Source organism: Streptomyces sp. NA02950, from assembly GCF_013364155.1.
GTDB lineage: Bacteria > Actinomycetota > Actinomycetes > Streptomycetales > Streptomycetaceae > Streptomyces.
Map to the genome: position 1 here is coordinate 2,086,083 of NZ_CP054916.1, position 13,550 is coordinate 2,099,632.

Sequence of the window (13,550 nt, forward strand, 5' to 3'; positions counted from 1 at the left end):
AGCGCACGTACGGCGAAACCTTGAGCACTCGAAATGCCGAGGCGCACCCTGCTCCGCCTGTCCGGAATTCCGCTTCTACCCGCCGGTGAGCGGCCGGGCATTCCCTTGCCTTTCAGGCAGATGAAGGGACCGGAAGAGCGTCGGTCCGCTGTTCGCCCTCCGCCGCGGAACACAGGTCACACAACACAAATGGTGCCGACCGGGATCCGGTCAGCACCATCGATGTGTGCGGTCAGAGTGTCCGAGGGGGGACTTGAACCCCCACGCCCGATAAAGGGCACTAGCACCTCAAGCTAGCGCGTCTGCCATTCCGCCACCCGGACAGGTGTGCCCCGCGGTCCCCCGCGGCGACATGGACAACGATACCAAGGTTTTGGAGTGCGTTTCACCTGCGTATGCGCACCGCCCCGGGCGGGGCCGACCTGGGGTGACGCGGACCCGGGGCGGACGGTCGTCACGCTCGGCGTCAGTCCGGCATCAGGTGGTAGTCGGGGAAGTTTCCGGGGAGTCGCTCGGCCTCCGGACCCTCGGTGACGGCCCGGACCAGCAGCTCGCCGCCGACGAAGGCGCCGCGCCAGGAGGCACCGAAGCCGCCGAACAGCTCGTCGCGGTCGCCGCGGGAGCGGGGGACGCCGTGGCCGGTCTTGAAGGCGCGGATCTGAGGGGCGAGACGGTCGTAGGTGGCGGGATCGTCGCAGGAGAGGGTGGCGACCAGGGCGCCGTTGCTGGCGTTCATGGCGGCGAGCAGTTCGGCCTCGGTGTCGACCAGGACGATGGTGTCCACCGGGCCGAAGGGCTCGGCATGGTGCAGGGGTGAGGTCGAGGGCGGGTTGAGCAGGGTGACCGGTGCCGCGTAGGCGGACAGGTCCTGGCCGGGGAGGAAGTGGCCGTCGGCGAGATCGCCGCGGTGCAGGGGGACGGCGCCGCGGTCGATGGCCTCGGCGACCTGGTCGTTCAGCTCCTTGGCCTTGGCCGCGTTGATCAGGGGACCGAAGTCGAGCTCGGGAAAGGGGTCCGAGGGGTGCTCCACCGCCAGCGGATGGCCCACCCGGACCGAACGGACCGCGGGCAGATAGACGGAGAGGAAGGCGTCGAAGGACGAGCGCTGGACAACGAAGCGCGGATAGGCGGTGCAGCGCTGCTTGGCGTAGTCGAAGGTCTTGCGGATGCGCGGGGCGAGGCCGTCCCAGTCGGTGAAGTTCCAGATGCCCCAGGCGTTGAGCCCCTCCTGCTCCAGGATGTGGCGCTTGCCGAGGTCGGCGACGGCGGTGGCGACGCGGGCGCCGGTGTCACGGCCGCCGACGAAGGAGACACAGCCGATCTCCGGCGAGCGGACCAGGGCTTCGGAGAGTTCGCCGCCGCTGCCGCTGAGGAGTGTGATCGGGACGCCCTCACGGACGGCGAGCGCCGAGGCGAGGGTGAGACAGGCCAGCCCGCCGTCGGTCGGGGTCTTGGCGATCACGGCGTTGCCCGCCAGCGCCTGGACGAGCATGGCGTGGGCGAGGACGCTCATCGGGTAGTTCCAGCTGGCGATGTTGGACACCGGTCCGGGCAGTGGGGCACGGCCCCGCACCATGCGCTCGATCTCCTCGGCGTACCAGCGGACACCGTCGATGGCCCGGTCCACATCGGCGCGGGCCAGTCGCCACGGTTTGCCGATCTCCCAGACGAGGAGCAGGGCGAGCAGGTCGCGGTGTTCGGTGAGCGCGTCCAGCGCGGCGACGACGCGGGCCCGCCGCTCCGGCAGGGCGGTGTGGCGCCACTCGCGGTGCTGGTCGAGGGCGGCGCGTACGGCCCGGTGAGCGGTGTCGGCGTCGAGGCGCGGCGGACCGGCGATCGGACTGCCGTCGACGGGGGTGGTGGCGGGAAGCGCATGGCCGTCGGCCTGCCAGCGGCCGTTCCAGAGGTTGTGGACGCCGTCGTCCTGGAACGCCTCGGGTGCGAGCGCCAGGCAGCGTCGCCAGGCGTCGTCCCAGGCGGTGTTGGGCTTGAGGGTGAGGGTGGGTGCCATCTGTTGTCTCCGCTCTCGTGCGCACGGGCGGGGCGGGGGTGGCGTTTCCGATGTGCGGTTCCGTACGGAGCGTGAAGTGACGTGCGAGTTCCGTACGCATGTGACGGTACTGGTCCAGGGCGCGCGGATGCCCCGGTTCCCTTCCCGATATGGCTGACATCACGTCAGCCGACTGGGCGCACAGGTCGGTCCAGGCAGTGGACCTCGTCCGTCCATGTCGTCGGAGAGGCAGGCCATTACGCTTGCCGCCCATGGAGATAGCTGTCTACATCACTCTTTTTGCGCTGGTCCTGCTCTACCCCGCCATCGACGGCAGGATGCGACGCCTGGACCGCAGGGCCGCGCGGATCGAGCGCAAGGTCGACCTGGTCATCGACCATCTGGGGATCACCGTGCCCCAGCCCGGCGTCGAGGAGGTGGTGAGGCTGCTGCGGGAGAACAAGAAGGTCGAGGCCATCAAGGTCTACCGCAAGCTCACCGACGCGGACCTGGTGGAGGCCAAGGAGGCGGTGGACCGTATGGAGCGCCTGGAGAACCCCGGCCGCTGAAGCCCGAGCCCGTCCGTGTGCTGGACAATGGGGCGGTACGGAACCACGCACGGAAGCGGGACTGATCGACATGGGACGGGTCACCGAGCGGCGCCGGGTCATCCGCGTCCGGGACGGCGCGGTCAGCGCGCGGCCCGACACCCTCGTGGCCGAGGAACCGCTCGAGATCCGGCTGAACGGCAAACCGCTGGCGATCACCATGCGGACACCCGGAGACGACTTCGCCCTCGCCGCGGGCTTCCTGGTGAGCGAGGGGGTGCTCGGGCACCAGGACGAGCTGGCGAACATCGTCTACTGCGCGGGCGCCACCGAGGACGGCTCGAACACGTACAACGTGGTGGATGTGAAGCTGGCGCCCGGTGTCGCCGTCCCGGACATCACCCTGGAGCGGAACGTCTACACGACGTCGTCGTGCGGACTGTGCGGAAAGGCCAGCCTGGACGCCGTACGGACCACCGCGCGGTGGCCGCTGACGGCGGACGGCGCGGAGACGGCGGGGGTGCGGATCGAGCCGCGGACGCTCTCCGCCCTTCCCGACCGGCTGCGCGCCGCGCAGCGCGTCTTCGACCGGACCGGCGGACTGCACGCGGCGGCGCTGTTCACCCCGGACGGCGAACTGCTGGACGTGCGGGAGGACGTGGGCCGCCACAACGCGGTGGACAAGCTGGTCGGACGGGCGCTCCAGCAGGGGCTGCTGCCGCTGTCCGGGGCGGTGCTGCTGGTCTCCGGCCGCGCCTCGTTCGAGCTGGCGCAGAAGGCGGTCATGGCGGGGATCCCGGTACTGGCGGCGGTCTCGGCACCGTCCTCGCTGGCCGTGGACCTGGCCGCGGAGACGGGGCTGACCCTGGTCGGCTTTCTGCGCGGCACCTCGATGAACGTGTACGCGGGCGAGGAGCGCGTCGCCCTGCCGACGGGGGCCGTCGAGCGCTGAGGCCGCGCCGTGCCGGCCGTCAGCCCTTCCGCGCGCCCTCGCCCGGGGCGGCCGACGCGTCCGACGCGTCCGGCGCGCACGGCTCACCCGGTTCGACGATCCGCCGCAACAGCGCGACCAGCTGCGCCCGTTCGGCCGCGCTGAGCCCCGCCGTCAGCTCGTCGTTCGCCTCGTCACCGAGCCGCCGGGTGCGCCGCAGCCGGCGCTCCCCCTCCGCCGAGATCGCGATCGCGTTCTTGCGGCGGTCCTTGGGATCGGGACTGCGGGTGACCAGGCCCTCCCCCTCCAGATCGGTCACGATCCCGACCATGTCCTTGGGGTCGATACCGAGGCTGCGGCCCAACTCCGCCTGGGACACCGGTCCCAGCTCCGCGACCGCGGACAGCACCGCGTGGTGCATCATCCGCATCCCCTCACCGGCCAGGGCCTCCGCCACCAGCCGGTGACCACGCGCGGCGGCGCGGCCGAGCAGCCAGCTGGGCAGGGCGCGGATATGGGCGGGGGCGAACGAGGTCTCGGGCATGGCACCAGCCTACCCGTTTATTCATGGGGCCTACCAACGTTGGCCTTCCCCATGAATTTCAGATACCGTTGGGGCACCCAACAATTCCTGCGACCCCTGGAGGCATCCATGCGCCGTGTCCGTTTCCATGCCCACGGCGGCCCCGAGGTGCTGCGCGTCGAGGATGCCGAACCCCCCGTCCCCGCCCCCGGTGAGCTGCTGATCCGTACCGAGGCGATCGGTGTGACCCTGCCCGGCGTGCGCCGCGTCCGGGACCGGTCGGCACCGCTGCCCGGGGTGCTGGGCGGGGATGTGGCGGGCGAGGTCCTCGCGCTCGGGGAGGACGTGACCGGCTTCGCGGTCGGCGACCGGGTCGCCGCGATCTCGTTCTCGGGCGCCTACGCCGAGGTGACCACCGCCCCGTCTTCACGGCGTCCCGCATCCCCGACGGAGCGACCGCCGTCGACGCCGTCGCCCTCGTCCGCAGCGGCCATGTCGCCCTGGCCGCCCTCGCCACCGCCGAAGCCGCCACTGCCGAAGCCGCCCCCGCCGCGCCGTCCTCCGGCGGATCCGTGCTGATCACGGGAGCAGCCGGCGGCGTCGGGCATCTCGCGGTCCAACTGGCCCGGCTCCAGGGCGCGTCCCGGGTGGTCGCCGCCGTGGGCTCGCCCGGCAAGGCCGGGTTCCTGCGCGGACTCGGCGCGGACGCGGTGGTGGTGTACGGGGACGAGTCCTGGGGCGAGTCCGTCGACACCGTGCTCGACGGGGTCGGCGGCGAGGTCCTGCCCCGCGCCCTGACGGCCGTCGCCCCCGGCGGGCGGCTGGTCTTCTTCAACTCCGGCGGCGGGACCGTACCCGCCTGGGAACTGCTGTCCGGTTCGCGGACCATCACCGGACTGACCATGGCCCGTTTCTCCCGGACCCGCCCCGAGCTGTACGCACGTCATCGCGCCGAGCTCTGGCGGCTCTTCGCCGAGGGACGGCTGCGCCCCGCCGTGCACGCCGAGATCCCCCTCGAGGAGGCCGCGAAGGCCCACGAGATCATCGAATCACGCGGCAACCTCGGAAAGGTCGTACTGCTCCCCCGCTGACCCCGGACCGGCACCCGAACGCCGCCAACCCGCCCTGTTCCGCAGAGATATGACGCAAGGTCCTTGTGGCGGGCGGCCGGAAGACGAGAAACTTTCTGCCGCAGTCACCCTGAGACATGGGATGTCTTGATGTCCTGATGTCCAGATGCCGATGCCGTCCAGATACCGTCCACCGTCCCGGTGGCTCTGACGGACCGTCCGAAGGGCAGGTCGTGACCATGGCGTCAGTTCCCCTTCCCCGCCCCCGCAGCAGACCGTGGCGACGCCGCGCGGCGGTGCTGCTCGCCGCCGCGGCGCTGGCCCTGACCCCGCTTCCGGTACGGGCCGCGGACTCGGATTCCCCCGCGTCCGCGGCCCGCGCCGCTTCCGGGTTCGAGCAGCAGGTGCTGTTCAAGGCCGCCGAGGAGCAGGGGTACTCCTGCTTCCGGATCCCGGCGGTGGTGAAGTCCAAGGACGGCACCCTGCTGGCGTTCGCCGAGGGCCGGGTGGACAACTGCGGTGACGCCGGGGACATCGACCTGGTGCTGAAGCGCTCCACCGACGGCGGCCGCACCTGGGGGCCGCTCCAGGTGATCAACGAGGGCGGCGGGGACACCCACGGCAACCCGGCGCCCATCGTGGACCTGCGCACCGGCCGTATCGTGCTCGCCAGCACCTACAACACCGGCCGGGACGACTCCCAGAGCTGCGATGTGCCCTGTGACCGCACCCCGCACCTCCAGTACAGCGACGACGACGGCGCCACCTGGTCCGCCCCGACCGACCTCAGCCCCGCTCTCCTGCCGCCGTCCTGGAACTCCTGGTACGCCACCGGTCCGGTGCACGGCATCCAGCTCCGGCACGGCCGCCACAAGGGCCGTCTCCTCTTCACCGTCAACACCGAGAGCCACGACGGCACCCGCATCACCCACAACCACGCCGCGCTCGCCTACAGCGACGACGGCGGCAGGCAATGGAAGATCGGCGCGGTGGACACCTTCCCGATCGCGGCGGACGGCACCTTCCGGCAGAAGCCGTCCGAGATGACGCTCGTGGAGCGCTCCGACGGCTCGGTCTACGTCAGCGGGCGCGAACAGGACGGCACCGACCTCGGCCACCGCGACTACGCCATCAGCCGGGACGGCGGCGAGAGCTTCACCGCACCCTTCCGCACCCTCCCCGATCTGCCCACCCCGCAGGTGCAGGGGTCGATCCTGCGGCTGCGCGACCCCGGCCGCGGCGGCCACGGCAGACTGCTGTTCTCCGCCCCCGCCGACCCCGACCGGCGCCGCACCATGATGATCCGTTCCTCCTGGGACGAGGCCCGCAGCTGGGACGGCGTCGAGGACGGCGCGGTGGTCACCACGGACTGGTCCGGCTACTCGGACATGACCGCGATCTCGCGCCACACCGTCGGGCTGCTCTACGAGGGCGGCGCGGTCGACGCACGCGACGAGATCCGCTTCGCCCGGTTCACCGAGGACTGGCTCGGCCCGCGCCGGGCCCCCGCGCCCACCACCGAGGACCGCGCCCCCGCCGCCCGGCCCGCGTCGGTGCTCGGGGAGGCGTCGGGCACCGAGGGCCGCTTCGGCCGCGGACTCGCCTTGGACGGCACCGACGACGCCGTACGGCTGCCCTACCGGGACGCACTGCCACTGGGCACCCGCGACTTCACCGTGAGCATGTGGTTCCGCTACTCCGCCGCCTCGGGGCAGCACCCCTTCCTCTGGATGGGCGGAATCGGCACCAGGCAGCCACAGGTCTGGCTGCGCGGTGAACCGGCGAGCAACCGGATCCGGGCACTGATGACCACGGTCAACGGCTTCGCCACCTTCACCAGCGCCTCGGTGAGTACGAGCAGCGCGCACAACGACGGGCAGTGGCACCATCTCGCCCTGATCCGCTCGGGGGGACGGCTCTCCCTCAGCGTGGACGGCGGCGCGGCCGCCACCGCGCCCGACGCCCCCGGCACCGTCAGCCGCACCTCGCCCTTCGCCCTTCACCTCGGTCAGTCCGTGGACAGCCGGTCCCGGATGACGGGCGATCTGGACGAGTTCCGGCTCTACGACCGGGCGCTGAGCGACACCGAACTCCGTCGGATCCGCGAGTTCAACGCCCCGCTCGACGGCCATGGCTCCGGCGCCCTGGTCCGTCTGCCCCTGGACCGTGTACGGTCCGCCCACCGCTGAGACGGTGAACCGGCCATGTTCCCGGGGTCCGAGGTCCGGGCCCCGGGACATCGGTAGGGTGCCCGATCATGACCGAAGCCGACTTCCTCCGGGCCACCCGGACGTCCTACGACACCTTGGCCGCCGACTACGACGAACAATTCCGTGACGTGCTGGCGGGCAGACCGCTGGACCGCGCGGTGCTCACCGGGTTCGCCGAGTCCGTACGGGAGGACGGGGGCGGGCCGGTGGCCGACGTCGGCTGCGGGCCCGGGCGGGTCACGGCCCATCTGCACGGTCTGGGGCTGTCCGTCTTCGGGGTCGATCTGTCACCCGGGATGGTGGCGCTGGCCCGGCGGGAACATCCGAAGCTGCGGTTCGAGGAGGGGTCGATGCTGGCCCTGGACCAGCCGGACGGTTCGCTCGCGGCGGTGGTGGCCTGGTACTCGACCATCCATGTCCCGGCGGAACGGCTGCCGGAGGTGTTCGCGGAGTTCCACCGGGTGCTGGCGCCGGGCGGCCGGCTGCTGGTCGCGTTCCAGGTGGGCGACGATCCGCTGTGCTTCACGGAGGCGTTCGGCCACCAGGTGGACCTGACCTTCCGGCGGTGGCGGCCGGACCGTATCGCCGAGCTGCTGGACCGGGCCGGGCTGCCCGTGCACGCGCGGACGGTGCGGGAGCCGGTGCGTACAAAGTCGCATACGGAGTCCACCCCGCAGGCGTTTCTGATCGCCCGCAAACCGGTCGGCCACGGCTGACCCCCGCCCCCAGGCCGGTGTGACGGTCACCACACCTGGCGTGAACCCATGGATCCGGCATCGACCCCGGGCCGCAGGCCGCGGTCGGTGTCCGGGTCACCGGACTTCGCACCGCTGTACGGAAATCGGCCGTGTGACGCCGCTGTGCGGGCATCGGCGAAGTGTCCCGCCGGCACCATTCGGGCGGGCCCTGTGCCACCATCGGAGAGATTCCGTGCAGAAATCCGTTACATATGAGCCACACATGCGGTGCATAGGACGCGACTCACAGCAATCCCGCCCCCGGACTCCCCGGTTGACAGCCTTTCATCTCACCGGGCGCCACGCATTCCGCGCGTTCCGGGCACAAAGGGCCTCTCCCGCATCGGTGGCCCGATCCGGTAGCGTCGCGGCGCTGTGCGGAGCGGCTTCAAGGAGCAGGTATTGCGCGAGTTCACCGTCCCCCCGATGGCGACGACGCCCCAGGCCGGAGGACTGGCGGACGCCGTCTTCGACCATGCGGACGCCGATCCCCACCGGGTGGCGCTCGCCCGGAAGACGGTGGACGGCCACTGGCAGGACGTGACCTCGCACCAGTTCCGGGACGAGGTGATGGCACTCGCCAAGGGGCTGCTGGCGCAGGGGGTCCGGTTCGGCGACCGCGTCGCGATCATGTCCCGCACCCGCTACGAATGGACGCTCTTCGACTTCGCGCTGTGGACCCTGGGCGCCCAGAGTGTGCCGCTCTACCCCACGTCCTCCGCCGAGCAGGTCTTCTGGATGCTGTACGACGCGGGGGTCTCCGCCTGTGTGGTGGAGCACGAGGACCACGCGATGACGGTCGGCTCGGTGGTGGGACGGCTGCCGCAGCTGGCCCGGCTGTGGCAGCTGGACGCCGGGGCGCTGGAGGAACTGCTCGCGTCCGGGGGCTCGGTCGAGGACGAGACGGTGGAGCGGCACCGCCGGGCCGTGACCCCGGACCAGCCCGCGACCATCATCTACACCTCGGGCACCACCGGTCGCCCCAAGGGCTGTGTGATCACGCACGCCAATCTGATGGCCGAGTGCGACAACATCGTCGAGCGGTTCGAGACGGCCTTCCACTCCAAGCCCGGCGACCAGGCGGCCACCCTGCTCTTCCTGCCCCTGGCGCATGTCTTCGGCCGGATGGTGGAGGTCGCCGCCATCCGCGGCCGGGTCAAACTCGGCCACCAGCCCAATCTCTCGGCCACCGCGCTCCTGCCCGACCTCCAGACCTTCCAGCCGACCTTCATCCTCGCCGTGCCGTACATCTTCGAGAAGGTCTTCGCCGCCGCGCGGCGCAAGGCCGAGGCGGAGGGCCGGTCCGGGCCGTTCGAGAAGGCCGTGGACGTCGCGGTGCGGTACGCGGAGGCGCAGGAGGCCAAGGCGTTCGGCACCGGGCCCGGCCCCGGCGCCTCGCTGCGGATGCAGCACCAGTTCTTCGACAAGGTCGTCTACAGCAAGGTGCGCGGGGCGATGGGCGGCCGGATCCGGCACGCCATGTCCGGCGGCTCGGCCATGGAACGGCGGCTCGGACTGTTCTTCGCGGGGGCGGGCGTCACCGTCTACGAGGGCTACGGGCTCACCGAGTCCACCGCCGCCGCCACCGCCAATCCGCCCGAGCGCACCCGCTACGGCACGGTCGGGGTGCCGATCCCCGGGACCTCGGTGTACATCGCCGACGACGGGGAGGTGTGGCTGCGCGGCGGGCAGATCTTCGCCGGCTACCACAACGACCCGAAGGCCACCGACGCGGTGCTGCGCGACGGCTGGCTCGCCACCGGTGACCTGGGCGCCCTGGACGACGACGGCTATCTCACCATCACCGGGCGGAAGAAGGAGATCCTGGTGACCTCCGGCGGCAAGTCGGTGGCGCCGGTGGGGCTGGAGGAGCGGGTCCGGGCGCATCCGCTGGTCGCCCAGTGCATCGTGGTCGGCAATGACCGCCCGTATGTCGCGGCACTGGTCACCCTGGACCCGGAGGCGGTCTCGCACTGGCTGACGATGCGCGGGAAGCCGGCACTGCCGCCCAGCGAGCTGGTCCGGGACCCGGATCTGGAGACCGAGATCCGGCGGGCCGTGGTCGCGGCGAACACCACCGTCTCCCATGCGGAGTCAATTCGTACGTTCCGGATACTTGCCGCGCAGTTCTCGGAGGAGCATGGTCTGCTGACGCCTTCGCTGAAATTGAAGCGGAAGGCGATCGAGCAGGCGTACGCCGTCGAAGTCGAGGCGCTGTACCGCTGACGAGCCACCGACCGCTCTGAGGGGGCACGAAATGATCGACGTCATTCTCCCCGACCTTTCCGAACGCATCTTGTCCCTGCCGTCCGAGGAGACACCCCGGTCCTCCGTCCCGGCGCTGACCGGGCACGTCGTCCTGGGCGGGCCGGTGTCCGTACCCGTGACGGCGCAGCTCGTCGGCGGGGATCCGGAGCTGGCCGCCTTCCTCCAGGCCGAGGCGCACAGCGCCGTCTACCACCTGCTGCACTGCTCGGTGACCTGCGCCCGGGACGCGCCGGAGCCCGAGTTGCACTCCGTCAACCTCGATCTGACGCTCTCGGCCGAGCCGGCGCGCGACGGCGCCGCCGCCTTCCAGCCGGTGGCCTGGTCCATGACCCCGCGGCAGTGCACCGAGGCGGCCGATGACGCGCCGTTCGCCCCGGCCGCCCGCCTCGGGCCGCGGCTGGGATTCCTCGACGGCGGCCGCTCCGACCCCGGTGAGCGGATCTGTCTGGAGGCGCGGCGGGAGCTGCGCTCCGATCCGGGCTGGGAGATCCGGCACACCCACGCGGTGCGGATCGGCGGTACGTACCGGCTGGCCATGGTGGTCCGGGCGCCGCGCGGGGCGATGACCCGGGCGTCGGTCGCGGTGGGGGCCACCGTGCGCGAAGGCCACACCCTGCACCGCTTCCGGGAGGAGATCGCGGACCCGCTGCCGCTCATGGCACCTCGGTGACCCGCGCGGCGGCCCGCCGGCACCCCGCTCTTCGCGGGGGCGGCCGAGGTGATGATCACCATCGCAACTCGCGGGCCGGTGCGGACGCGGCGGCCTTCGCGGCCGGTCTCTACGGTCCGCTGGGCACGGTACCGGCGCCGGCCGGCGCGGCCGGCGGCAAAGCGGATCCGGGGGACGCGGGTGGGGTGCCGGCACCGGGGCCGCCCCCGCGTAGATCACGCGGTGCCGCCGTCCGTCATGCCGGCACGCCATAGGGACCACGGATTCGCCCCTTCGGACATATGCGCCGGACCGGAGCATTACGGACGGCGGGAATGCGCCACGGCCGTTGATCGTTGACGGTGGCGTAGGACGTATGTGTATCCGACGTAAGGATCGACTGCTCGTGAGCAAGATCCCCTTCATCACCCTCAACAACGGCGTCCGGATGCCCCAGCTCGGGTTCGGTGTCTGGCAGGTTCCGGACGACGAGGCACAGGTCGCGGTGCGGCAGGCACTCGAGTCCGGGTACCGGAGCATCGACACCGCGGCCATCTACGGCAATGAGGAGGGCACGGGGAAAGCACTCGCCGCGTCGGGCATCCCGCGCGACGAGCTGTTCGTCACCACCAAGCTCTGGAACTCCGACCAGGGCTATGACGCCGCCCTCCGCGCCTTCGACACCTCGCTGACCAAGCTGGGCCTGGACTACATCGATCTCTACCTGATCCACTGGCCGCTGCCCGAGGTGAACAGGTTCGTGGATACCTGGAAGGCGTTCGAGAAGATCTACGCCGACGGCCGGGCCAAGGCCATCGGGGTCTCCAACTTCCACCCCGCGCATCTCCAGCGACTGCTCTCCGAGGGCTCGGTCGCCCCGGCGATCGACCAGGTCGAGCTGCATCCGCAGCTCCAGCAGGCGGAGCTGCGGGCGTTCAACTCACGCCATGGCATCGCCACCGAGGCGTGGTCCCCGCTCGGCCAGGGCAAGGGGCTGCTGGAGGACCCGAAGCTGGCGGCGATCGGCGCCAAGTACGGGAAGTCCCCGGCCCAGGTGGTGCTGCGCTGGCATCTCGACCTCGGCAATGTCGTGATCCCCAAGTCCGTGACCCCGTCGCGGATCACGGAGAACATCGACGTCTTCGACTTCGAGCTGGACGCGGAGGACCTGTCCACCCTCGGGGCGATGGACGCGGGCAACCGGCTGGGTCCCGACCCCGACACCTTCAACATGATCTGACCCCGGCACCGGCCCGACGGCCGACCGGCCCAACCGCCCCGCCGCGTACGACGCGGCGGGGCGTTCTTGTGCGCGCCTCCTCGGGGCGTTCTCGCGGCCACCCCCCAGGGAGCCGCCCGCCGAGCGGTCCTCGGCCCCCACAATTACGCTTGGCGATCAGTAAGACACACAGCGTGACCATTTATGACGCCTGAGGAGACAGAACATGCCCCGCAGACGCCGTCACGGCCTTGAACTGGCCGCCGGTTGCACCCTCGCCCTGGCCGCCCTCTTCCTGAGCAACGGGATACCAGCCGCCGCCGACCCCGGCGATCCCACCCACGGCCCGCAGCGGGAGATCCCGCCCGGGATGCTCGCCGCCATGCAGCGTGACCTCGGTCTGACGGCCGATGAGGCGAAGACCCGGATCAACAACGAGTACCAGGCCGGTGCCGCCGAGCCCGGTCTGCGCAAGAGCCTCGGCAGCAGCTACGGCGGCGCCTGGGTGAGCGGCAACACCGCCGAGCTCACGGTGGCCACCACCGACCGGGGCCAGAGCGGCACCATCACCGCCAGCGGCGCCCGGGCCGCGGTCGTCGACCACAGCCTGGCGGAACTCACCACCGCCAAGGAGGCCCTGGACCGGGCCGCCGCCCAGCGCGCCCCGGCCGTCGACGCCGCCTCCGCCTGGTACGTCGACGTCAGGAGCAACAGCGTGGTGGTCCAGGCGAACAACACCGCCGGGGCGACGGACTTCGTCGCCGCCAGCGGCGCCGACCGCGATGTCGTCCGGGTCGTGCAGTCGGCCGAGCGGCCGCGTCCGCTCTACGACCTGCGCGGCGGCGAGGCGTACTACATCAACAGCTCCGCGCGCTGCTCGATCGGCTTCTCGGTCACCCAGGGCGACCGCAACGGCTTCGTCACCGCCGGCCACTGCGGCGACCCCGGGGACTCCACCGCCGGGTACAACCGGGTCGCCCAGGGCTCCTTCCAGGGATCCACCTTCCCGGGCAACGACTACGCGTGGGTGGAGACCAACAACAACTGGACGCCGCAGCCGTGGGTTGTCGGCGCCGACAACACCAATGTGGTCGTCAGCGGCTCCCAGCAGGCGCCGGTCGGCTCCTCCGTCTGCCGCTCCGGCTCGACCACCGGCTGGCACTGCGGCACGATCCTCCAGCACAACACCAGCGTGCAGTACACCGAGGGCACCGTCAGGGGCGTCTCCCGCACCAATGTGTGCGCCGAGCCCGGTGACTCCGGCGGGCCGTACATCTCCGGCAGCGAGGGACAGGGCGTTCTCTCCGGCGGCTCCGGCAACTGCACCCGGGGCGGTACGACCTACTACCAGCCGCTGAATCCGATCCTCTCGGCCTACAGCCTCACCCTCACCACCGGCTGACCC

General features: G+C 71.4%; 10 protein-coding genes, 1 tRNA gene and 1 pseudogene. 9 read left to right on the plus strand and 3 right to left on the minus strand.

The annotated features are described in order from the left end of the window. Positions 1 to 238: 238 nt before the first annotated feature. Positions 239 to 323 (minus strand) — tRNA-Leu (locus HUT19_RS08680). A 143-nt stretch (positions 324 to 466) separates the two neighbouring features. After that, positions 467 to 2,011 carry an aldehyde dehydrogenase family protein gene (locus tag HUT19_RS08685; RefSeq protein WP_176179894.1) on the minus strand — a complete coding sequence of 515 codons (1,545 nt, stop codon included), beginning with the start codon at positions 2,009 to 2,011 and terminating at the stop codon, positions 467 to 469. 251 nt (positions 2,012 to 2,262) lie between these two features. Between HUT19_RS08685 and HUT19_RS08690 the strand changes: the two genes are divergently transcribed. Both HUT19_RS08690 and fdhD read left to right on the plus strand, forming a co-directional pair. Then, the gene (locus HUT19_RS08690; protein ID WP_176179895.1) at positions 2,263 to 2,559 is read left to right on the plus strand and encodes a hypothetical protein; all 297 of its coding nucleotides are present in this window, start codon (positions 2,263 to 2,265) and stop codon (positions 2,557 to 2,559) included. Between the two features lie 70 nt (positions 2,560 to 2,629). After that, entirely contained in the window at positions 2,630 to 3,490 is an 861-nt protein-coding gene (gene fdhD, locus HUT19_RS08695; RefSeq protein WP_176179896.1) for a formate dehydrogenase accessory sulfurtransferase FdhD, read from the plus strand. 19 nt (positions 3,491 to 3,509) lie between these two features. Here fdhD and HUT19_RS08700 read toward each other — a convergent pair whose 3' ends face one another. Further along, a complete protein-coding gene (locus HUT19_RS08700) occupies positions 3,510 to 4,013 on the minus strand; it encodes a MarR family winged helix-turn-helix transcriptional regulator (RefSeq protein ID WP_176179897.1) in 504 nt (167 codons plus the stop codon). 108 nt (positions 4,014 to 4,121) lie between these two features. Between HUT19_RS08700 and HUT19_RS08705 the strand changes: the two are divergent. The 7 genes and pseudogenes from HUT19_RS08705 (at position 4,122) to HUT19_RS08735 (ending at position 13,547) form a co-directional block, all read left to right on the plus strand. Further along, positions 4,122 to 5,083: pseudogene (locus tag HUT19_RS08705) on the plus strand (zinc-binding alcohol dehydrogenase family protein). A gap of 218 nt (positions 5,084 to 5,301) precedes the next feature. Next, positions 5,302 to 7,251: a sialidase family protein gene (locus HUT19_RS08710; RefSeq protein ID WP_176179898.1), complete on the plus strand. Its 1,950-nt coding sequence runs from the start codon at positions 5,302 to 5,304 to the stop codon at positions 7,249 to 7,251. A gap of 68 nt (positions 7,252 to 7,319) precedes the next feature. Continuing rightward, on the plus strand, positions 7,320 to 7,988 hold the full coding sequence (locus tag HUT19_RS08715; protein ID WP_176179899.1) for a class I SAM-dependent methyltransferase: 669 nt from the start codon (positions 7,320 to 7,322) through the stop codon (positions 7,986 to 7,988). Positions 7,989 to 8,435: 447 nt separating this feature from the next. Continuing rightward, entirely contained in the window at positions 8,436 to 10,235 is a 1,800-nt protein-coding gene (locus HUT19_RS08720) for a long-chain fatty acid--CoA ligase (protein ID WP_176179900.1), read from the plus strand. Positions 10,236 to 10,266: 31 nt separating this feature from the next. Then, entirely contained in the window at positions 10,267 to 10,947 is a 681-nt protein-coding gene (locus HUT19_RS08725) for a hypothetical protein (protein ID WP_176179901.1), read from the plus strand. Between the two features lie 385 nt (positions 10,948 to 11,332). Further along, positions 11,333 to 12,166, plus strand: coding sequence for an aldo/keto reductase (locus HUT19_RS08730; protein WP_303331600.1), 834 nt, complete (start codon positions 11,333 to 11,335; stop codon positions 12,164 to 12,166). A gap of 205 nt (positions 12,167 to 12,371) precedes the next feature. Beyond that, positions 12,372 to 13,547, plus strand: coding sequence for a S1 family peptidase (locus HUT19_RS08735; protein WP_176179903.1), 1,176 nt, complete (start codon positions 12,372 to 12,374; stop codon positions 13,545 to 13,547). The last annotated feature ends 3 nt before the right edge of the window (positions 13,548 to 13,550 follow it).